The sequence below is a fragment of the Phaeodactylibacter sp. genome (genome assembly GCF_022763345.1).
GTDB lineage: Bacteria > Bacteroidota > Bacteroidia > Chitinophagales > Saprospiraceae > Phaeodactylibacter.
This window is the reverse complement of record NZ_JALEGS010000047.1, coordinates 13427-37042: the sequence shown is the minus strand read 5'-3', so window position 1 is coordinate 37042 and position 23616 is coordinate 13427. Positions and strand designations below refer to the sequence as shown.

Here is a 23616-nt window from a genome sequence, read left to right as displayed (position 1 = left end):
TGGTCACCGACGATAAATGTCGGGATCTTAGATTTGCGACATCGGAGCAAGCCACTTCCCAGCGTAAATGCTGACCTGTCTGCCGAAGTACCAATACACAGGCAGGCATTGAGTAGGTTTGCTGTGGCAAACCACTTAATCGTCAGTATAAGTCGGTATTGCCTGCATATAAAGACGGTGGATGGTCTGTGGGTGTTGCTTTGGGGCTCTACCGGAACTGTCCGCGGCTTACTGTTTTAGGTTCTTTTTGTATCTCTGGATTGGTGATGCGGTCGAAAGTAGCGTGGTAATTCTTATGGTTGGTGTTCATCACCGTATCCCAGAAATTGAAATAGAGCCCGTAGTTGCAGCCCGACCGTTCGTGGTGCATATTGTGGTGCGTGGAGGTGTTGAACCACCGAAAAACGGGGTGGTGAACAAACCCTGCCGGGAAAATTTCGTACCCCAGGTGCCCCAACACATTCCAAAGCAGGGACCAGGTGGCAAAGAGAAACAGCACTAGTGGGTGGAAAGGGATGATCAATGCTGCGATGGGAAGGATGGCTATTTCCACAATTGCTTCAAGCGGGTGGAAAGACAAGGAGGCCCAGGGCGTTGGATTGAAAGACTGATGGTGGACCCGATGTAGCCGTTTAAATAAACGGGGATGGTGCATAAGCCGGTGCACCCAGTAGAAATAAGTGTCGTGCAGGACCAGGAGCAACAGGAAGGAAATGGGGATGTACCAAGCCCCATAGGCATTCCAGTCGGTATAAATCTCAGTGTACCCCGTTGTTCGCATGAAATAGAGCCCTACGCCAATTAACCCAAAGATCAGCGCGCTGTAGCCGGAGTGCAAAATTTCTGCCAGCATGTGACGCTGTTCGGCAGTGCGGTTTTGAATTTTCAGGTGGCGGAAGAACGTATGGCCGAAGCGGTAAAAGAGTAGAAACGCCAAGCCTGCAAAGACAAGATAACGGAAGAAAATAGCAAAGGCGGCCAGCAGCCATCCGGGGAGCAGCCCGAAGTGTTCGATGAGGTAATGCATGATGTTTGTTTTTTGGAAAAACCGGGCTGCCGTTTTCAGACAGCCCGGGGCAGAAGGCAAATATGGGGTAAGGTTCAAAAAAGGGTGTTCATAGTGGTTGGCTCATGGGATTATCAGGGATTAAAAGAGGTCAATGGTATAGGAATTGCCGTTGATGATCAGGGTGACGGAACCATCGCCGTTAAAGACCAGGTCGCCGGAAAAGGTTTGCGTGTTCCCACCCGAGCCTGTGATGACGATGGTGGCTTCGGCGATACCGGACTTGATTTGCTTGGTGCCCTTGTCGATATTCAGGTCATCCACCTCAATGGTGATGACAGAGGTAAAGACATTCTGATTGCGGACTTTAGACTCCTGTGCTCCGGTGCGCTCGAAAGTGCCATTAAAGACATAATTCGCTCCGGTGAAGAGGTTATCAACGGTCCAGGTACTGCCTGATGCATCTTCCGATAGCATGCGGGCGGTTTCGTAGGTGCCGGAAGATGTGGTGGCTAAGTTGAGCCCCAGTGGGATGTCCGCAGCGTTGCAGTCCAGGCTCCATTCCCAGGTGAAGGCATATTCAGCGGTGATATTGGTTTCGTTGACGCTGCGGACGAAGGTGGAATCGAACGTTTCGCCGCAGGGGGAGCCGCCGGACTTTTCCGTGTAGGATTCGGCCAGGTCGGCGGTGGCGTCGATTTCCTGCGCCATGCCTTCGGTGGAGGCCTGAAGGGCACCGGTCATGGCATCTACGGCATCTTCTTCGGTGGGCTGTTTGAGGTTTTCCGGGGTGGTGTCGGTTGCTTCCTTGTCGCAGGAAGTGGTGAGTGTACCGAGTGCAAAGAAGGCAAAAACGAAAAGAGCAGACTGAAACTTGATCTTCATGATGTTTGATTTTGGTGTGGTTGAATGATTCGGTACAAACATGCAGGGTTTTGAGCGGCATCGAAAATCCCTTCAACCAATGGCCTGCCTTTTTCAACGAACGGTAGGGAGAAGACTGAAATACCATTGGTTGAAGAAATCCGGCTATTCATTGAAAGTGCTGCGGGAAAGGCGGGGCATTGTGTACCTTTGAAGGAAAGCTGTAAGACCTATGGATATTAGCCCCTGGCATATTACCGACCGGCTCAAGATAGCAATTCAGGTTAGCGCCTGGGTATCTATTGTGGCGTTGTACGGTATTATTTTCACTGGCTACTTTTCCCTTGGGCTTAGTTTGGTCCGCGGCTTGCTGAATACGGTGCCCATGATGGTACTGTTTTACGTGAATCTGTTTTTGGTCAATCGTTTTTTTGAAAAGGGGCATTATCTGAGGTATGTGCTGCTGAACACGGTTCTTCTGGGAGGGGTAGTTTGCCTCAGAGTGGCCTTCAATTCCCTTTTTCCGGAAATCGGGCGGGAAGCTTTTTTGCAAAATGAGCAGCAGGGCTGGGTTGTGGGCGCGATTGCGACGAGCATAGCCGTGTTGGTGGTCAGTACCTTCTATCAGGTGTTGGTGAACCGCTACGAGCGTGAGCGGGAAGCCCAGGCCATCATTCAAGAGCAGCAGGAAGCACAGCTGCAATTCCTGCGTGCACAGATCAATCCGCATTTCCTCTTCAATACCCTGAACAACATTTACTCCCTGGCTGTCGTGAAATCCGATCAGACTGCTCCTATGGTGCTGCGTTTGTCCAATTTGCTGCGGTATGTGGTGTACGATGGGCGTAACGACCGGGTACAGCTCAAGCAGGAAATCCACCAAATCGAAGAATACATCGCTCTGTTTCAAATGCGTAGTGAGACGAGTTTAGTCATTGATCTTCAAATTGAAGGTGATCCGGAGCCCTATTGGCTGGAGCCCATGATTTTGATCCCGCTGGTGGAAAACTGCTTCAAGCACTGCGATTTCGACAGCAATCCTGACGCCTTTGCCCAAATCCGGCTTGGCATCCGCGAAGAACAGCTTCAATTCGAGACCCTCAACAGCAAGGACGATGCCCAGCAAAAAGACAAAACTGGCGGGGTTGGGCTGCAAAATATCCGAAAGCGACTGCAACTCAAGTATAAGGATGCCTACAAGCTGAGCATACTTCCAGGGGTTGATCAATTCCGGGTGCAGCTGTCTCTGCCCTTGTCCACACAAAACCCATCCCACCATGGCTAAATCCATTACTACCCTTATCGTTGACGACGAGTTCCTGGCCCTCAACCTGCTTGAGCACTACATCGAACAGGTACCGGGTTTAACCTTGTCGGGTCGGTTCAAATCCCCTTTGGAAGCCGCCCAGCGGTTGCAGGAAGGGGATATTGAGCTGTTGTTTCTGGATATTCAAATGCCTACCCTAAGCGGCAATCACCTGCTCCGCACCCTGAAGCACCCGCCGGTGACCATCTTCACCACGGCTTATGCTGATTATGCGGTGGAAGCCTTCGAGCTCAATGCCGTGGATTACCTGCTCAAGCCCTTCTCCTTTGAGCGTTTTTTGCAAGCGGTGAATAAGGCGAAAGAGCTCTTGCGCCCGGCCGTACCAGCCATGGTGCCGCAGGAAAGCAAAGACTATTTTTCCGTCAAGGTAGATGGGAAAGTAGTCCGTATTCCGTTTGAGGATATTCTGTTTATCGAAGGGCTGAAGGAGTACGTGCGCATTGTGTGCCGGGACGCCCGCCACGTCACCCTGGCCAGCCTCAAAGACCTGGAGGAATTACTGCCCGCCACGCACTTTCTGCGGGTCCACAAATCCTTCATCGTGGCCAAAAACAAGGTACAGGCACTCGACGGCAACCGGCTGGAAATCGGGGCGCACAAGATCCCCGTTAGCCGGAGCAGGCGAGAGGCTGTGGTGGAGGCGGTGTTTTATGAATGAGGGGATGCATAGGGTTTTGGGATACAACTTCGGCCGCTTACCATTTACTGAACAACTGTCTGAAAAAACCCTCCTGTAGCTGTAGTTCCAATAGGTAGGTCCCGCTTGTAAAGGAGCTTAAGTTTAGCGTTAGGTCTTTATTCATACCACTTAAGGTTCTTGAGAAGATAAGTTTTCCGGTCATATCGTATATCCTCAAATGTTCGGGCAGGTCTGGGCAGTTTTTCAAGTCGATATTTAAAAGCCTATTGGCAGGGTTCGGATAAACTAAAATATAAGGAGTATTACCGGGAGCTGTAGTGCTAGTAATTATGTCAATGTGAAAAGTGATTAGACTATCACAACCCATAGTATTAGTGAAAAATTGAGTGATACTGGTATCGTTTTCTACCCATATTCCTTCCCAATAGCCTTGATCGGTCAGCTCAATATAGTTTTCTGTAATTACCGTATCGACTGCAGATATTGAGTGCCAAATGAAACTATCCTGTTCAGCAGTTGATAAGGATTCTAATAAAATGGTATCTTGGTTTATTAGGACATCCATGAAGTTATCCCCTCTGCATATCATGTGCTCAGTAATAGAATAGGCTAACTTTTTTTGCTGTATGGTGTGGAGGGTGTTGTTGGTAATTACAGGTGGGTTGAAATCGAAGTAAATGGCAGCCCGGTTTTCAATAATTGTTAATGGCGGGGTATTTGCCACAGGCTGAATGGTGTAAGAAAAAAAACCGTGGCTTTCCGGTTCATTGGTGGTGCTATCAGGTAAATTAATATCAGTAAAAACAACCACCAACTCTCCGCCTGGTAAGATAGACCATTCATTGCTGTGAGAAGCAGGGCCCGGAGTAAAGGTGCCTAAGTTCAGTTGGGCTGGAAGCGTATCTCTCAACACCACAGTGCGGGCCATATCGGAACCTGTGTTTTGAAAATGGATCGTATAGTTTATAGGGTTATCTGATTGTATAAAGTGTTGTTCACCAACCCCCTCTGGTATCCCTTGTTTGATGTTGGGGTCATATGGGCCAATAATAAAGTCACATGCATTAACTGAGAAAGGGTTACCATCGGCTGATGGGAAGGTATTTCCAATACTTGGCCAAAGCTCCGAATCAGGTGGGGAACAAGACGAAGAGGTTAGCCGAATAGGCTCAGGGAAGGGGTGCCCTTGGGGTTGATCAACCATCAAATAAGTTGCCTCATTTGTAGCATCTACCATAAACGTATCCGCTGCACCCGCGTCCAACTGAAGCAAACCGTATTGGATGAGTTCCCAACCACTGTCCAGTGAAACTATAAAATAGGGTAGGGGAGCAGTCATCGCTCCATGACCTGTATTCCTTACGATATGTAACATTGAATTATTCTGGCACTCCGTTCTGGCCACTAGCTGGGCTCCGCTCCATTCAAAAGATTCATGGTTACAGAGGGTATCAGGAGAAGCTTCTGCCTGAAAGCAAACCCATTCTCCCAACATTAGCTCCTCACAGGAAGGTTCAAATTCGACCCTAAACTGGCGTACAGTTCCAATTTCGAGAACAGGAAGCTGAAAAACAAGACTGGAGTCTGTAGATACTGACCATGGCAATGTACTGGTTACCGGAGTAAAGCGTGGATCATGAAAGAGCCTTACTTCTCCATCCTCTATGGTGGCGGTTCCTATGTTTTCGTATTTAACACTTACGGACGCCCCAAAGCACTGCCTGAGCGGAGTTGTTTCCATCTGTATTTTTAACAGTGGGCAATCCACCCTGGACTGAGCCTTAATATACAAGGTATCCAGGTTAGAAGCCTCCTCTGTCGAAAGCACGATTTGTTCTTCGCATAGCTGCCAATAGTTGCTGGGGGGACTGGGGGAAATGATATGTTCTTCTGATTCCGGAAGTACAGCTCCCCACAGGCCTAGTTGGTTTGAAATGCCCTGTTGGCTAATATTTCCACTTTGTACATTTACTGGCCAGCCAACCAGAGGAGGGGAGAGTGGATTATCTAAACAATTTTCGGAAGTGTCCAGGCTAACAAAACCCTTAATCGCCTTTTGAGGAATCCAATCCAAGTCAGCCTTAACCATAGCCTCCAGCCCTGTATACAATTCGTCCTTTCCGTCTTGATTAATATCTACCCGTTGAGCATTGTACCAGAAAGTATTATTAAGCCTGTTTCCGAAAGGGGTGGGTATATAGGGCGTTGAATGAAATCCTGCTCCGGGGAAAGAAAAACGGTACCCCAAATAAGAAATCATATCAGCTGCCAGGTCATTATTGAGATGAATTGTGGAAGAGCTGGTCGTGAGCTGATTCGTATTATAGTCAATGATAAAAGGGGAGGAAAAGCTATTAGATTCGGTTTGAAACTTTGAAAGTACCCAAGAGAATACCCCTTCATCATCAATTAGGTACTTAATATCTTTATCTCCGTCACCATCAAAATCTGCAACCAGCGCGCGGCGGAGTAAAGGCGAACTGCCTTTCATTGAACGCCACTCAGAAAAAGTACTGCCGCCGTCGAGATGTATGGCATAATAAAGGCTGTCCTGGGTTTGATAAACGAGATCGTCAAATCCATCTGTATTAAAATCAGCCACCACTATTTTAGCACTCCCCGAAGTATAGCTTTCGGGTAATTCTAAAAAGTTGACATCCTGAACCAAGCCATTACCTTCTGCCAACTGATTCCAGTAGGCTACTATTTTTCCTCCTGTACCGTTCACCAGAAGGTCAGGGTCTCCGTCACTATCCAAATCGCTGCTATAAATATCACTTATTCCGACATGATGGAAATCGTCGTTGTGGACGGTAATATTTGGGCTGGTATCACCAGGGTCTGCAATCCAGTAGAATAGCTGATAGTGATTTCCGGTATCGGTAATGCCCACAATATCTGGCCTGCCATCCAGATTCAAGTCTGTAAAATCTTGCCTAAAGCCATCGTCTCCAGGAATAACTGTTGATTTGGCATTCAGTAATCCGTCATAGCGAAGGATTAATTTTGGAGGGGCGAAATCCTCACCTTCACCAAGATTCTCTACGAAATAAAGACCTCCATCTCCACCTATAGTTGAACCAGAGCTGGGAGTAGATATTAACCAATCGGTTTGGCCATCATCGTTCCAGTCATTCATTGCTGAAACCTGCCGTGCAAGTGGAACCTGCTTGCTGAGCAACTGTGGCGGAAAGAACTCCAGCTCATTGCCTTTTGCTTCGTGAAAGTAGATCCCTGAATTATGAGTTCCATTGACTTTTCTGGGCCATGAAATAATATCTGTGTAGCCATCCAGGTTGAGGTCTACGGGAGACAACCCCCTCAAGGTGGCATTTTTATTTATTTTCACTGAATCAAATAAAAAATCACCAACATTTTCGAGGAGGTACAGCTCTTCTTCCTGACCGGCCAGAATATCAGCCTTCCCATCTTGGTTGAGATCGGTAATGGTATGGTATCCGAAATCCTCAAATGTCGCTTTTAATGAAAAGGAACCACTTCCCGTTATATTTTCCCAAACTTTAAGCTTGGCATCAAGGCCTTCGTCATATGAGGTACAAAGGTCCGGCCATCCATCTGCATTAAAATCAGTCCATGAAAAATTGGCGAAGACTGTATTATAGGGGTGAACCCCAACGGGTAGCGAATCCACAAGAGCAAAGCAACCCTCGCAGCTTTGCTCATAGATATAAAGGGCTAAGGTAGTGGTGTTTCCACTTGATTTACCTGCCAGGACTCCAAAATCCAATATATTATCTTGGTTATAATCGAAGGCATCTATCTGATGTATATAGCTCATTGCTGGCATCTCAGGTGCTGACAATGCCTCTAAGATGAATTCATTATTGTTGCCAGCTGGATTCCAATTTATTAAAAGGCGGCTTGCCTGGCTGGATATTATTTCCAAAATCAATATGTCTTTCCAGCCGTCTGCGTTAAAATCTCCCGTTGTATAGCTGAATTCATGGCTTCCAATACCTAAAGGGTCATCATAGAGGGCCTTCTCAAAGTTAACATCGCCCAGGTTTTCCCAATAAGGCAGCGTGCTCGCTACTCCCTCGGGAGTAATTATATCTTCCTTGCCATCATTATTCATATCTGCGACTTCATAATGATAGTCGAGTATGGTTGGATAATTAAACCAAATGGTGTCTCCAAATGAAAAAGCCGGACCAAAAGTACCCAATCCGTCCAGGTTTTCTAGCCAAACAAAACGACCATTATGCCCCCACCGGGAAGCGAGAATATCTAAATCTGTATCACTATCTATATCAATTAGGTGGATGTCTCTTACTCTGGAAACATCCATAAGAATTTGAAGGGAGTCTCGTTCAAGCTGTGCATTAAGCACAAAGGTAAATGCACATAAATTGAGTAGAAATAGAGTGGCGCGTAACATAATCCATTTTTTAGAGGAAAAGAGGTAGCAAGCTCTAATATACATTAAGTTGTTGACCTCATCCTTATAAAAAACCAGGTATAGGTCATAAAAGACGGCCATAGGCGCATTATACCGGGCAGGACACGTAAAATGTACAATATCTTGCCTGCAGTATGAATGTTCACGGTTAGGACTTGTTACAAATCAACCAACAGGATATCCGCAACCAATCCTATCACCGGCATTTGAAGGGGGGCGTTAAAAGTCCGAATTTATTGTTTAATCACCTTAAAAATATCCCGGGTGCCATCAGCCGCTATTAGCTCCAGCAAGTACATCCCCCTCGCCAACCCATCAGGCAGGTCTAGCTGAGTCTGTCCGGTGAACGGCAGCTCCTGATGGAATACCGTACGCCCCTCCAAACTCATCAGGCGGACCGAAAGGGTAGTGCCAGTCCAATTTCTGCCAGCAATCAACTCCAGGTGGTCTGTGAAGGGGTTGGGAGCGGCTACAATGCCCAGTTCGGCTTTCCCGGCATCGGTAGTGGTGACTTCCACGCCTTCCACGATTGTGTGGCGCTTATCGACTTCCGGGTTCTCAATCAAATCCACATGGCCGTTGGTCCATTCAATCCGGACAGAGTCCACAGTAGCGTTGTCGCCCAGCCCAAAGTGCAGTACGCTCGTGTGCTGAGAGGCATGGCTTGCACCACCGCCGTAAATTTCCTTGATGAGCACCAGGTTGTCTGCATAGACCCAGGCCCGGCTGCCGAAGGCATCGCGGTTGGTTTCCACACCAATTAGGTGGAGCTGCAGGTAGTGGTGGCCGTTTTCGGTTTCATTGACGTAGAATTTGGAGTAGCCGCCCAGCTCGTCCAGCACTACAGTTACAATGTCCAGGTCACCATCTTCATCATAATCCGAGTAGGCCATACCATGAACGTAGCGCGGATCGCTCACCCCGGCTTCATCGCTGATATCCGTGAAGGTTTTGTCGCCGTTATTCAGGTAGAGTTTATCCGGGTCATTGATGGCAGTTGCAAAAGCAGGAAGTGTTGGTATCCTGCCATTGGCGACGTAGAGGTCCTCCCAGGTATCGTTATCCACATCAAAGAAAGCGGTACCCCAGCCTGTAGTATTCAGGTTGTCTTCTTCAGGGACTGTCGCATTTTCCACGCCGGCTTCCGTAGTCCGGTCTGCAAAGATGTTGTTTTGATTTTCGAGCAGGATGTTGCGCCCGATATTGGTGATGTAGTAATCCAGGTCCTGATCGTGGTCATAATCGCCGGCAGCAATGCCCATGCCAAAAACTTCTATGCCGGTCCCGGTTGGTTCGCTGACATCGGAGAAGCTGTCTTCCGGGTAGTTGTTTTCAAATAGCCCGTTAGGGACAATGAACGGACCGAAGTCGTTGGCCAGATAAAGGTCCAGATCGTTATCCAGGTCATAGTCAGAAGCGATGGCTGCGATGGTACAGCCGAGGTCATCCACACCCAGTTCAGCCCCTATTTCGGTAAAGGTGAGATCCCCATTATTCAGGTAAAGGAAGTTGGGGTAACATTCATGGGCAAGCCCGTTTACCGCTCCAAATTCGTCATAGGTAAAAATGACCTCCTGAATATGATTCAGTACATAGACATCCAGGAAACCGTCTTTATTGTAATCCAGGAAAACGGCGCCCATCGCGAAGGCTTCGTGCGTAATGCCGGCCTGCTCTCCGATTTCGGTGAAGGTACCATCGCCATTATTTAAGAACAGGAGGCTGCGGGCATCCGGCTGCTCAGACCCCTCAAAGCGCTCCCAGGTGGCTATGAAAATATCACGGTCTCCGTCATTGTCGATGTCCCCGGTGGTTACCCCCATCGTATTGTAATTCAGGGTGATGTTTAAGCCGATATCAGCCTGGATTTTTGTGAAAGTTCCATTACCGTTATTGCGGTAAAGCTCATCTTTGTTGAGGCCGCTGGTGACGTACATATCTTCATCCCCATCGTTGTCATAATCAAAAAAGGCGGCACCGCCACCCATCAGGGCCCGGGCTTTAAAGTTATGGTCAAAGCCGATAGACTGCGCTTGTTCCGAAAAGACAACCTGTGCAACGGTTAGGAATGGGGAAGCCAGGAAAGAAAGGATAAGCAGGTAAATATACTTGAGCATTTTGCAGGTCTTTTTTGAAGGAACTAAGAATGGCAGGCCCCATCTACTGGAACCTGCCATTAGAAACAAGGCCTTGCTTTTCTAGGGCTTGAAAATCATCACTTTGGTATCTACCATCTGGCCGTCCACTACCAAAGCGTAGAGGTAGCTACCGGCGTCGAGGTTGTTGCGGTCAATATTCAGGCTGCTTTTGCCGGGCTGCACCGGGTAGGAAGCAATCAATGCGCCTTTGATATCGCGCAGTTCAATGACCGCACTGCCCAGGTTGCGGGGTACGAAGTACTCAATGCGGGTGTTGTTGATGAAAGGATTTGGGGCATTCTGTAACAGGTAGGCATCTTTGACGCCAAGGCCGGTTTCATCAGCAGCGCAACAGGATGCAAGACTGCGGCGGAAAATTTCGTTTTCGCGTTTCAGCGCTTCCTGATCTGCCTGTAGTTGCCGCAGCAGTGCTTTCATGGCTTCCAGTTGCTCTACTACTTCCTGCCGGGAGGACGTATTGAAAAGCTCGTCCTGTAGTACCAGGACATCCTGCGGGTATATCAGGGTTTCCTCCTTCTGTTTTGGGAGGTTTCTGTGGACATCCCAGTCCTGATCTGAATTCTCATGGGACCGGTCATTGGTTGGAGTACCGGACTTTTGGACTGGTGATGGAGTCATACCTGCCGATCTGCCATTATTAAGCACGGTTGTCTGCTCCTGGGCCAGGAGAGGCGTTCCGGCGATGACCAGGCATAGCATGATGATGAACGTAATTGTATTTTTCATGGTCTTGTTCGCTTTTGATTTTAGCGTTTCCGGTGATTTTATTTTTTTGTACGAGCTGCTGAAGCAGCCGGTGTAGCCCCGGCTTGCTGCTGATCCTGTAATTGACCAACCATAACAGAAAGGGCCTCCATTTGAGCTTTGAGGGCCTCCATTTCTGAAAGTTGAGCCTTCAGTTCATCGATTTCCTGCTGTTGTGCCTCGATGACTGCCTGCTGCTCCTGTATGGCATTGATGGTAATATATATAAGAGGCGTGTCGTCGAAGGCAAGATAGCCTTTGCTTTCCTCCTGATCAGATTCTAAATTCAGGGAGCGGACAGCATACGGCGCGAGTTCCTGCATTTCCTGTGCAATAATGCCAATATAATCTTTATCAGTAGGCATATTCAGTTTGCCATTGTAGCGGTATCGGACCGGGCGAATACTCATGAGCAATTCAAGGCCGTCTTCGAAATTACGGATATCCTCCTTCAGCCTGCGGTCGGAGGGCGTGCTCCAAGAACCGCCACCGGGCTTTACGGCATCATCCGCACCCAATGTAAGTAAGTGGCCAACCGAAGGCAGATCCCCCAGGCCAAGAAATCCTGTAGTCCCATCCAGGACCATCATGGGTTCGAACATCCCATTAAAAACAGAAAAACCGGAAGAGGTAAGAATGGTAATGTTTCCGGAAAAAAGTGAATTGCCCGAAATGTTGGCACCTCCCTGAACGGTAAGGCCAGTTGAAGCGTTTGGGACAGTATTTATCCCAACATTACCTGATTTGAGGTACAAGTTGCCAGACTCCAGTTGTAACTTGGAAGTTGGGTTTTGTGTGCCGATCCCAATATTGTTGTCGTTATTAATTACCAGGCTGTTGTCATCTGCGCCTGGTTTGATTTTGAAGGGTAGACTGGAGCCGCCTGTAACATCACGGATGAAGAAATTCGTTTCGTTTCCTGCAATATCCCAGGTTTGAGGAGTCCAGCCACTGGAGCCATCCTGTTCGAGGCGCAGCGTGGGGGTGTCTCCATCCTTGGAGTGCATTTCGACAACCGGTGTGGATGTACCGAAGCCTACATCTCCGCCATTGTCGACATACAGAGCATTGGAGGGAGCGGAAGCTTCAATCCGGAAAGGCGACCGCCCGGATGTTGCATCATCAATGCTGAAGTAGTTGGCACCGCCATTTGAAGAGTCATTGATAGTAATCCGCCAATCGGATGAAGGGAATGAGGCACTGTTACTAGTGTCATTAAAATGAATACGGAGGTTATTTTCCTTATAACGCTGCGTATCGAAACCAAAAGATTCCCCGTTGACACAATCAAACCCAACACAGCTACTGCCCTGAATGATGACATCCTGAACAAAAACCTGGGCATCTTCTGCCAGTGGGGTGTTGTCGGTGGCCATCGGTTCTGCCTGGGCCAAGATTCGCTTTGCGTAGTGAAGCTTTTTATGAGTGATGCTGGCAAAGGTCGCAGGTGGGTCAATAAATTGCGGGGCAGCTTGGTGGTCCCACTGATAGGCATAGTGCGCTGTCTTGGGTTCCTTGAGGTTGGGGTCTGCAAATTTACCGTCCTGAATTTGATAGTAGACCGTGTAGCGCTCTACCGATGAGGGCAATTGATGCAATGTCCGGAAGGCTTTAAGGGCTTCTTCATCCTGTTGCGCTCTAATGGCCTGTAGTTCTGCTCTCTGCGCTTCGGAGAGTTTGAAGATTGGCGTTACCTGAAGGGTGTACTGACCGTCAGGCATCAGCTCCCCATCGGGCAGGGTGTTGCCGATGGTAATATCTCTTTGGTCGGCAACTTCAGCACGCCAGTAATAATCCGAGGGGCCGCTGATTTCCATAAGGAATGCATCCGGCGCAACCATATTTACAGTAAACTCCGTTTGGGAAGCGTTTACGCCAATGCTGTTGACATACTCCTGAGCTGATAGACTAAGGTTGCACAATAGCGTCGCTACTAAAAGCGGGGTTATTGTAAAGCGTCTTAGGGCCATGGTATAAATATTTGAGTGATCAATGATTTGTTATAGGACAAAAACCCGCATGTTCATGCAAGATAATGAAATACTAAGGCTGGCTGTACGAAGTGTTTGTTGTGAAGATCCCGGATTTTCCGGGAAGCAATCGGTAGTGGTGCTTGTTCAAAGAAATACGTACTCAAGATAGGAAAAAATGAGCATCGATTGGTTCTTTGGGTGTCTATCTTTTCCTGATAGCAAAAAAAAGTACCTCCTGATTTTTTCAGGAGGTACCCCGTAGGTAGTCATGCTGTTGTTTTAGTAGACCAGAAATGCCTGTGCACTATCTCTGCTCTTTGTCTCGCCGGATGACTTCCTCAATCTGGTTGACCTTAATATTTTTAGCGATAATCTTCCGGTCAGGCCCGATTACATAGATCTCGGGTGTGACATCTACGTAGTATTTGCCGTAGATGGAACGGTTGGAAGGGTCGAAGACATTGGTCCAGCTCATGCCAGTTTTCTTAATGTAATCTGTCCATTCCTTTTGGTCGGTATCCAATGCGATACCGTAGACATCGACGCCTTTGTTTTTCCACTCCCGGTAGAAGTTGACCAGTTTGGGCGTTTGCTCCATGCAGTGCTCACAGGTAGGGTTGTACATGTAAACGATCAGGTAAGGCGCTTTAAGGTCAAGCAGTGTTTTCTCGGAACCATCAGGAGCAAAGGAAGTCACATTGGGCGCTTTATGGCCAACCAGACTGCCTGCCATTTCCTCGGCCCGCTGCTGCAAGCCGTATATATTCATGGAGTCTGACCAAAATGCCCGCTCCTTTGTAAAGTAGTTTTGCACCATAAATACATACATCGCCTCTGCATCCATGAGCGTAGTCTTAGTTGGCTCATACTTCAGGGTAATCCAGTTGGCGAAGAATTTGAGGTACTCTTTAGTGGCTTCGTTGTCAACCACTTTATCCATCAGGAATTTAGTGGCAGCTCTCAGAGAATCCGGGTTTTGAGCCGTTAGTTCGGTGATGTACCGGTTGAGCTTATTGAAAATGACGGGCGTGCGCAACAGGCGCTCATCGGTAAAGTCCACGCCATTCCAAAAGTCCTGCCGGAAGTAGTATACCTGTGCTTCGGTATCGATGCTGCCATCCGGGCGTTTGGGCTCGCGGAGGTCCGGATTTTGCCCGGCACGTTTGTAGCTGGTGAAGAAGGTGTTAGGATATTGCTCAAACAGGCTTTGCAGGTGTGCTTTGCGCTCCTGTATCAGTGCGCTCCGTTCGGCGGTAAGGCGTTCGTATTCTGCAGATCCCTTCTGCAGTCCCTGCAGTTGGCTGGAGATGGCATCAAATTTTGGGGACTGGTTTTGCTCAAACTGCAGGTTTTGGTACAGTATCTCATTTTCGAGATTCCCTTCCACCTGCATGGTGCCAACCACATCACCGGCATCCGCCTGAAGCTGCATCGTCTGGTCTTTATCAATCAGGAGTTGGACCACCGCCTGCTGAGGAATAAGAATGTAGTAGAAGCCAGGCAGATAGGGCTCTGATCTTTGAAAATGAATAACGCCACCCTGTCCCACAACTGTAGAGTCGGCCCGGAAGCGCTGTTCGTTGAGGTGACCGATGAGGGATACGGGGCTGCCGGCCTGTATGCCGGAAAGCGTAAGTGTGATGTCCGGGGCCTCAGCAGGAGAATTGTCGCGGACAGCCATAGGCGTAGCGGGAGTTGGGGCACTATCGTTCGTGTTGCTGGCTCCCTGAGAAGCCGGAGAATTGCAGCCCATGATAAAAAGGGCCAAAACGGCTATTAGTATTGGTTTCATATTGTGCGTATTAAGACTTTCAACAATTTGCTGCGCAAAAGTAATAATATCCATTCAGGAAAACCCAATAAAACAGCCCCGGTAATACTACGGTACTACCGGGGCTTGAAGAAAATGGCTCTTGTTTTACTTCGTCTTGATAAACCGGAGCAACTGCGCCTGACCGTCTGCTGCCCTAACCTCAATCAGGTACAGCCCGGTTGCCAGCTGACTGACATCCCAGGTGGTTTGAATGCTGCCTGGCTCAAGGATTCGGGTCTCGATAGCTTGCCCCAGTTCGTTATGTAAAATGAGGTTCACAGGCTGTTCCACCGGCTTTTGCCATTCCAGCGTAAGCTGTTCGGTCGCAGGGTTTGGATAAAGTTGTATGTTTTCGTCCGAAATGCCGAAGGTGGGGGCTTGTTCTGCTACTTCGCCTTCCAGCCATTCCCTATCTTCCTGAGAGAGGGTATTGTTATTCAGTACCCGGTATTTAACATCTCCAAATACGGCACGGGTTGTGCCAAACGGGTCATTGGAGAAAGCAGTCAAACCAATTTTCAGGCATTCGTTCATGTTAATTTCCACGACACTAATGAGTTGGAAATTACTACCGCTGTTACTGTACAGCGCTCTGACGAGATTCCCCCTACGTATTAATCGTAAGAAAACAGGGAAGGGTTTATAATAAAGAGCGGTCTGTTTAAAGCCATCCGTATTCTGACGATGCTCCCAGCGCACCAGGTTAGTAAGATTGGAAAGTACGCTAACTTGCTTGGCGCCAGGGTCATTATTTTCCCGGATCATAATCCCACCGTACCCGCTGTCTCCAAGAAGGCTGTCCACGCGTACCTGCATGCCAAAGTCACCACACAGCTCAATGCTGATGTAGGCCTGGTCATCTTCCGTCTGGAATGTGGTGTTTTGGGCCGTAGAAGTAATGGAAAACTGTTCTCCGCAGGGGTTATAAGCATAAGTGTTGCCGCTCGTACTTTCGCCAATATCCGCACTCTCCCAGGGTTCGGGCAGGGCATCACCGGTATTGACCAATAGCATAGCCGTGCAGCTCGCAACGTTGCCTGCGGCGTCTGACAGATTGACTTCCACAGGCACAACGCTTCCTGATTCATCACAGGTGATCACTGTTGTTTCTATTTCTGCCATACCCAACTCACAATTGTCTGTGCTGGCACTCAAGTCAATGACATCTTCAATCGGTACTTCGAAGGTGCCATCGGGTTCGATAATGATTTCTGTATCCAAACAAACTGGGACCGGCGCTTCTGTATCATTTACCGTGACGTTGAAGGTACAGCTCATAGCAGGGTTATTGCAGGCGTCAGCACCATTGACTTCAACTATTGTTGTACCAACTTCAAAGAAACTGCCTGGTGCTGTGCTATAGTTCACCATGACAGAACCGCAGTTGTCATTCGCCTCAGCGGCAAAAGTGACAATGGCTCCGCAGTCTCCTTCATCATTGCTTACCGTTATATTGTCCGGGCAGGTGAGCACGGGCGGTGTCGTGTCTTCAATGGTGATCATCTGGTCTTGCTCGTCGCTGTTGCCGCATGCATCAGTTATGGTCCAGGTCCGTGTAATGACTCCGGAATTACCACAGGCTCCGGAGAAGCTATCCTCGTAATTAATGTCAATGGTACCGCATAGGTCGTCCCCGGAAGGCATACCGGTACTGGCCGGATCGGTACTTTGTCCACATTCTACTTCTGTGTCCATTGGGAAGCTGGTAAACTCCGGCGCGGTGTTGTCGACAATAGTAATGGTTTGTACCTGTATGACGGAGTTGCCGACATTATCCGTAGCCGTCCAGGTGCGCTCAAAGGAGCCGGTGTCCCCGCACCCATCTGTCATTGGCCCGTCTTCATAGGTGGGCATAGGGGAGGAGCAGTTATCCGCTGCCACCGGCATACCTGTACTGGCAGGGTCGGTGCTTTGGCCGCATTCCACCTCAGCATCCATTGGGAAGCTGGTGAACTCGGGGTCGGTGGTATCCTGAATGGTAATCGTTTGCATGCATTCATTGCTGTTCCCCGTGTCATCCATTACGCTCCAGGTCCGTTCGATCGTGCCAAGACCATTGGTGAGCATATCCTCATCTTCGTAATCCGGCATTAAGCCTGAGGTGCAGTTGTCGGTAGCAGTTGCCATACCGGTGTTGGCGGGCAGGGTGCTCTCATCGCATTCAATCGTAATGTTGTCCGGACAAGTGATTTCCGGGTCTTCTGCATCATTAACCGTTACCGTAAAGGTACACTCATCTGCCATCAGGTTGCAGGCGTCGGTCGCATTGACGGTGACAGTGGTTTCACCTACAGCGAATACTGTGCCCGGATCCTGACTGTAGGTAATCATAACTTCACTGCTACAGGCATCATTGGCAGTAGCCATAAAGATAACCACAGTGCCGCAGGTGCCAGCGGTATTCGTTTCTACGATATCATCCGGGCAGCTCAGGCTTGGCGGCGTCGTATCCTCGATGGTGATCAACTGATCCTGCTCCCGAACGTTGCCACACTCATCAGTAGCCGTCCAGGTACGGGTGATGATACCCGTGTCGCCGCAATCTTCCGCAAAAGCATCGCTGAAATCAATCGTAACCATACCACAAACATCCGTACCACCAGGCATTCCTGTATCGGCAGGATCAGTACTTTCGCCGCACTCCAATGTAGTATTTGCCGGGAAATCAGTGAATACAGGTTGGGTATTATCCACAATAGTAATGGTCTGAACTTGCATCACCATATTACCGGCATTATCCGTAGCCGTCCAGGTACGCTCGAAGGAGCCGGTGCTCCCACACCCGTCCGTCATAGCTCCGTCTTCGTATTCTGGCGTAGGGGTGGAACAGTTGTCCGCTGCCATAGGGGTTCCGGTACTGGCCGGGTCAGTGCTTGCCCCACATTCCACTTCGGCATCCATCGGGAAGCTGGTGAATTCGGGATCAGTGGTATCCTGTATGGTGATGACCTGCACGCAATCGTCGCTGTTCCCTGCGTCATCCATGACGCTCCAGGTCCGTTCGATGGTGCCCAACCCATTGGTGAGCATATCCTCATCTTCGTAATCCGGCGTTAAGCCCGAGGTGCAGTTGTCAGTAGCGGTTGCCATACCGGTGTTGGAAGGCATTGTACTCTCGTCGCACTCGATGGTGATGTTTTCCGGGCACGTAATATCGGGAGGAGTGTTTTCAGCCTGTATTTCCAGGTCTGCCGTAGCTGGCTCTCCTACGGATAGTCCATTGCTTGATACTAAAGAGGTGGTATTCGTATAGGTATCAGAGGAGATATCACAAGCGGCATCTAATTCCACTGAAAAGGTGCAATTGCTACCGGGAGCGAGTGTACCTCCTGTAAAGGAGAGCAGGGTAGATCCTGAACCACTAAGCACCGAGCCGGTACCACAGATATTGGTCTGCGCGGAGCCATTAAAGGTGAGCCCTGAAACCATAGCGGAAAGGTCATCAGTAAAACTAATGCCGGAGACCTCGGTAGCACCATTATTGGTCAGGGTGAATTGAAGCGTGGTACTGTTTCCGGCAATGACAGAAACCCCAGGGAAGGACTTTTCCAAATTTATGGACTCTATGGTCAGCTCATCGGTTGCAGGGCTACCGGTGACGGTGTAACCATCGCCTACGGTGCTGCCGGTCAGGGCAGAGGAGGTACTGGTATAAATACCACCGTCCGCAGGGTCAGGGACCTGAAGCGTCACGGTAAACATACAGGAATTCCCCGCTGTAACAGAGGCTCCCGAAATATTGAGTACACTGGTTCCTGTGGCATTGCCTCCACAGGGCGCCACCGGGAGCATTGCAATGGAGAGCCCGGATAAAACGGCATCAAAATCATCTGTGAATTCAATGTTTTCCAGATCGTACGCATCACTGAGGTTAGTCAGGGTATAAATAGCCTCAACGGTGCCGCCGGGAACGGTGGAATTGGGCAGGAAGGTTTTTTCAATGCCTATTAATTCAGATTGCACCTCCAACGTTGTATTCAGCGGCGGTAAAGTAGTCGCATCACCATCAAAATTAGCTGAAATCTGAGAGGTGGCCAATCCGTATTGATTGTCATCTGCGCTTGCCGGCACACGGATATCCACTGTAAAGGTTTCGGATGTACCAGGTGTCAAATTACCTCCGTTGAGGGTTAACGTCGTTGTCCCGCTGATTTGGCTACCGATGCCAACGACGTCACTTTCAGGCAACCCTTCTGCTGAGAATCCGGATGGCAATGAAAGGGTGAAGAACAGATTAGTTAAATCAACCGTACTGATGTTCTCAAAGCTGAATTCTAACGTCGCCAGGTCACCTGCCACCACAGGGTTATTGAGGACAGTCAGGCTAGCTTCAAGACCCGAAATAATCAACTGATCTGTTCCTGCCGGACTGGATGCACTCAGTCCGTTGACAGTGGAACTGAGCGAGGATGTGGTATTGGTATACACTCCGGGCAGCGCGCTTGCCGGGGTTTGGATGGTCACCTGGAAGGTACACGATCCGCCGGGGCTCAGTTCTCCACCGGTTAGTTCCAAATTAGAAGTGCCCGTGAATGCCGAGCCGGTCCCGCATGGATTGGTGGGCAGTGGCCCCGAAACGACGGTCCCGCTGAGGAACGCATCCAGGTCATCTGTAAAGCTGATATTGGTCGCATTGTAGGTCGCCTCGTCCGTGTAGTCAATCGTAAATTCAAGCGTAGCCGTTTCTCCTGCAAGAACGGCACCTTCTACAAGGGATTTGGTGATTTTAGGGGCAGGAAGTATGGTAAGGTCATCGCTGGCTCCTGCGCTAAAAGTGGTCTCTCCGTTAGTGGTGGAGGACAGTAAAGAGGTCGTATTCGTATAGGCTCCGCCTGAGGTTCCCTCCGGAATGCTCAACGTAACCGTGAAATTACAGTTGCCTCCAGGGGCCACATTACCTGCTGTTAACGTTAGGGTTGAGTTACCCCCTGAGGTTGAAAAGATTACAAAGGAGCCAGTGCCACACAGATTCGCACCTGTGCCTGAAATAACTTGCGCGCCAGAAAGAAAAGCCGCAAGGTCATCCGTAAAGCTAATATCTGTTATAGTTTCAGTCGTGCTGGGGTTGGTTAGAGAGAATTCCAAATCAACCGTACTTCCTGGCACAGCTTCAGTACTTTGAAAGGTTTTTGTGAAATTAGGTACAATTTTGATCGCCAGATTATCCTGAGCAGGGTCACCAGAGATCGCCCCTCCAGATGTATTCGCAGTTATAGCGCTCGTCGTGTTAGGATAAATGCCTGTGGCGGCTCCCGCAGGAACTTGTAGTGTTACCGTAAAAGTACAGCTGCCTTCCGATGGAAGATTGCCACCGGTGAGGGTAAGGGTATTCGTCCCGCTCAACGTTGAGCCCGTGCCACAAACGTTATTTTGGGGGAGCCCTACCGCAACCAGACCAGATAAGGTGGCATCCAGGTCATCCGTGAAACTGATGTCGGTCAGGTTTTCATCACGGCTTAAGTTAGAAACGGTAAAAGTGAGGTCTACCATTTCCCCGGGGGCGACCGGGTCATTGTTAAAGGATTTCTCAAGGAAAATTTCTCCGGGTTGATTCACATTAAGCGTAGCAGTAGCAAAACCGGAGGAGCCAGTTTGTGTGCCAAGCGCACTCGTTACGTTTTCAAGCGTTTCCACCCCCAGTTCCGGAACAACATCAAAGGAAACGGAGCAGGTTGCGCCTGCATCAAGAAAAATGCTAAAGGCATTTAGGCTGGTGCCATCTTCTGATAATGTAATCGTTGCAGGCTGTGAAAAGGAACCTACGGTAAAGCCTGCACAATCAGTCTCAAAGTTGGAAGGCGATGCAGCAACCATACCGACTGGCAAAGGATCCGTAAATGAAATATTCTGAACGTTACTAGTACTGAGCGTGTTGTCAACGGTTAAGGTCAGCCGGCTGGGTTGTCCTACGGTTACACTGCCTGGGGCAAAATTCTTATAGAATCCAGGCCTTGAAACATTTATTTGGATATCGGCCATGGTGTTGCCACTATTACCCCGTTCTGAGGTGAGATCACCAGAGGTGTTGGTAATAGTAGCAGCGGATGCAGAGGTACTAACGACATTAATGGATACCGTACAACTTGCTCCTGCAGTCAACTCGCCATCGGTATAAGTTAAAGTTGTACCACCGGAAGGCCCGCTCAGTGCACCCCCAGAGCAAGTCGTTTCTAATCCCGGCGCATCAGCGATGACCAGGCCACTTGGCAGCGTATTCGTAAACGATATTCCGGTCAGTGGATTAGGAGAACCCGTATTGTCTATTGTAAAAGTCAAACGGCTGGAACTTAAAGGTCCAATATCGTTGGGTGAAAATGCGGAAGAAAAAGAAGGAAGTATATCAAAGACCTCAATATCGTCACTCACCATTGATCCGTTAACGGTGTAGGTAATTGTATGTACCCCAACGCCCGCTCCAGCAGGATTAAAAGAGTACGTCATGCCATTGCCATCATCAGAAACGCCGGGGCCGCTGTAAACACCACCGGTAGGCGTACCGCCCCCTTGCCCGGTCAGGGTGGGAGTATCAATATTAACATCTGCGGGAGCTGTAAAGGCAAGATTAGGCTCTGTACTTTGCCCGCATACCTGTATCGCTGCTTCAAAGCCATCTTGGCAACTGGTAACAGGGCCGGTAGACAATACAAAAATCAGGCATTCGTCAATCGCCGTACCAGTAATGGTTTCACCGCTAAGGTTGGTGCCGGTTGCAGGGCCAAAGAGTATGGTTGAACCACTACCGGTGGACCCCTGGTAAACCGTGAGCACATCGTCCAAACCGAGGGTTCCTGCGATAATGTTGGTTTGGCCTACCTTGCCGGCATCCGGGCAGATTTCAAAAATGGTGCCTTCTGCCTGATTGTTGCCAAAACAGGCGTAACGGGATAGCTGTCCTGAAGGGCAGCCACAGGCTTCAGTTACCTCCACATCATCCATTGCAGTCTCCTCACAGCCACCTGGCTGCGTGTAGGAAAGGATATGTATACCGACCCCAGCAACACCCGGATTGAAATCGTAGGTGCCGTTGCCGTTATCTGTTACACCGGGGCCACTGTAGGTACCACCTGCCGGGGTGCCGCCGGTAAGATCTTGTTGTAATCCGGCATCTACGCATAAATCTGCCAAAGCGGTTAAACTGACGACCCCGGACTCGAACACTTCCACCTCATCCGTTCCCATTTCACCGCCAAAGGTGTAAGTGATGGTATGTACCCCAACACCTGCTACGGCAGGGTCGAAAGCGTAGGTCATGCCGTTATTGTCATCGGTAACGCCTGGGCCACTGTAGACCCCTCCTTCCGGATTGCCACCTGACAACCCGGTTTGAATGCCGGCAGTGATGCACAAATCTGCTAAAGCCATGACGTTGACCTCCGGAGCGACGTTTTCGCCGCAAACAGCCAGTCCGGTTTCCAATGGTAAGCCATTTCCAGTGGCACAGCTGCCAATGGGGCCTGAGGAGATTACGAAAATCAGGCACTCATCAGCTGCGGGGCCGTTAATGACAGTATTGCTTAGGTCTCCGGTAAGAGGGCCGGAAACCAGTGTGCCGGAAGTACCAGAACCGGAAGTGCCGCTGTATACCTGGAGCACATCACCGTCCATAGTGAAAAAGGAACCAATCGTCCCAGCCGTGATGGTGGCCTTCGGTGACTGCCCGGCAGTGGGGCATACTTCAAAGGCGACGGTATTCGATTCATTGTTGTCGTAGCAATAGAAAAACGAAGATTGCCCGGCCGGGCAGCCACAGGCTGCTAAAACTTCGATGTCGTCCATGGCAGTTTCTTCGCAAATACCCGGAATAGTATAGGAGATGGTATGGACACCAAGCCCGGCAATACCCGGATTGAAGTCATAGGTGCCATCCCCATTATCGGTTACGCCCGGGCCACTGTAGGTTCCGCCGGAGGGCGAACCGCCACTGAGTCCCATTTGTAGGCCTGCATCGATGCAAACATCTGCGGGTGCAATAAAGGAAGCCATTGGGGAAGCGAAAACCTCCACATCATCCATGGCGGAATTGCCGCCTACGGTATAGGTGATTGTTGTAATGCCCACGCCTGCTGTTGCAGGATTGAAATCATAGGTGCCGTCTCCGTTGTCGTTCACGCCATCACCGGAGTAGACACCACCGGTAGGCATACCGCCACTGAGGCCACTTTGTACCCCATCGGTTTCACACAGGTCATTGGGGGCGAAGAAGGTAACCGGTGCAGTACCGCCAACGTCGCTGGCGCAAACCTGTAGTTCGGTATTAACCCCACCGCTTTGGCAGCTTACCCCAAAACTATTGGATGCATTGATGACGAAAATCAGGCAGTCACCGGCATTGGTCGAAGTGAGGGTTTCTCCAGCCACTCCAGTACCAGCTGGGCCGAAAACGATATTTCCAGGGGCGATGGAGCCTTCATATACGGTGAGCGTCGCAACAAACGTTGGTGGGTTATGCAGAAAACCAGCCTGTATAATTTCGGCTTCTACTGTTGCAGTAGGGTCATCGGGGCAGACTTCAAAGGCCGTAGTGTTGACTTCCGGTAGAGTGTAGCAATAGCTGTAAAATTCTTCCCCTGCATCGCACTGGGCGAGGATGAATTCTGGGGATAAAATCGCTACAGCTACTAGCAGGGCAGCGGGTATCCATTGGGTGAGGCGTTTCTTCGGGCTCAGCAT

At 49.5% G+C, this 23616-nt stretch carries 10 protein-coding genes; 2 read left to right on the top strand and 8 right to left on the bottom strand.

Annotated features, from left to right (window positions below; genetic code table 11):
- Positions 1 to 208: 208 nt before the first annotated feature.
- Together MRY86_RS12150 and MRY86_RS12145 are read right to left on the bottom strand one after the other, a co-directional pair.
- On the bottom strand, positions 209 to 1027 hold the full coding sequence (locus tag MRY86_RS12150; protein ID WP_293567534.1) for a sterol desaturase family protein: 819 nt from the start codon (positions 1025 to 1027) through the stop codon (positions 209 to 211).
- Between the two features lie 120 nt (positions 1028 to 1147).
- Positions 1148 to 1891, bottom strand: a complete 744-nt coding sequence (locus MRY86_RS12145) for a hypothetical protein (RefSeq protein WP_282778473.1) — start codon at positions 1889 to 1891, stop codon at positions 1148 to 1150.
- Between the two features lie 211 nt (positions 1892 to 2102).
- Between MRY86_RS12145 and MRY86_RS12140 the strand changes: the two genes are divergently transcribed.
- Positions 2103 to 3155, top strand: coding sequence for a histidine kinase (locus MRY86_RS12140; RefSeq protein ID WP_293567531.1), 1053 nt, complete (start codon positions 2103 to 2105; stop codon positions 3153 to 3155).
- A complete protein-coding gene (locus tag MRY86_RS12135; RefSeq protein ID WP_293567529.1) occupies positions 3148 to 3855 on the top strand; it encodes a LytTR family DNA-binding domain-containing protein in 708 nt (235 codons plus the stop codon). The genes MRY86_RS12140 and MRY86_RS12135 overlap by 8 nt, the downstream gene beginning before the upstream one ends.
- A 37-nt stretch (positions 3856 to 3892) precedes the next feature.
- On the opposite strand, the gene MRY86_RS12130 is transcribed toward MRY86_RS12135, so the two are convergent.
- The 6 genes from MRY86_RS12130 to MRY86_RS12105 all read right to left on the bottom strand — a co-directional run bounded on the left by MRY86_RS12130 (position 3893) and on the right by MRY86_RS12105 (position 23616).
- Positions 3893 to 8236 carry an FG-GAP-like repeat-containing protein gene (locus tag MRY86_RS12130; RefSeq protein WP_293567527.1) on the bottom strand — a complete coding sequence of 1448 codons (4344 nt, stop codon included), beginning with the start codon at positions 8234 to 8236 and terminating at the stop codon, positions 3893 to 3895.
- 254 nt (positions 8237 to 8490) lie between these two features.
- A complete protein-coding gene (locus tag MRY86_RS12125) occupies positions 8491 to 10374 on the bottom strand; it encodes an FG-GAP-like repeat-containing protein (protein ID WP_293567525.1) in 1884 nt (627 codons plus the stop codon).
- 81 nt (positions 10375 to 10455) lie between these two features.
- A complete protein-coding gene (locus MRY86_RS12120) occupies positions 10456 to 11142 on the bottom strand; it encodes a T9SS type A sorting domain-containing protein (RefSeq protein WP_293567523.1) in 687 nt (228 codons plus the stop codon).
- A 38-nt stretch (positions 11143 to 11180) separates the two neighbouring features.
- On the bottom strand, positions 11181 to 13130 hold the full coding sequence (locus MRY86_RS12115; RefSeq protein ID WP_293567521.1) for a tail fiber domain-containing protein: 1950 nt from the start codon (positions 13128 to 13130) through the stop codon (positions 11181 to 11183).
- A gap of 307 nt (positions 13131 to 13437) precedes the next feature.
- Positions 13438 to 14925 (bottom strand): thioredoxin-like domain-containing protein, encoded by a 1488-nt coding sequence (locus MRY86_RS12110; protein WP_282778484.1) that lies wholly within the window; start codon positions 14923 to 14925, stop codon positions 13438 to 13440.
- A 126-nt stretch (positions 14926 to 15051) separates the two neighbouring features.
- Positions 15052 to 23616: an HYR domain-containing protein gene (locus tag MRY86_RS12105; protein WP_293571522.1), complete on the bottom strand. Its 8565-nt coding sequence runs from the start codon at positions 23614 to 23616 to the stop codon at positions 15052 to 15054.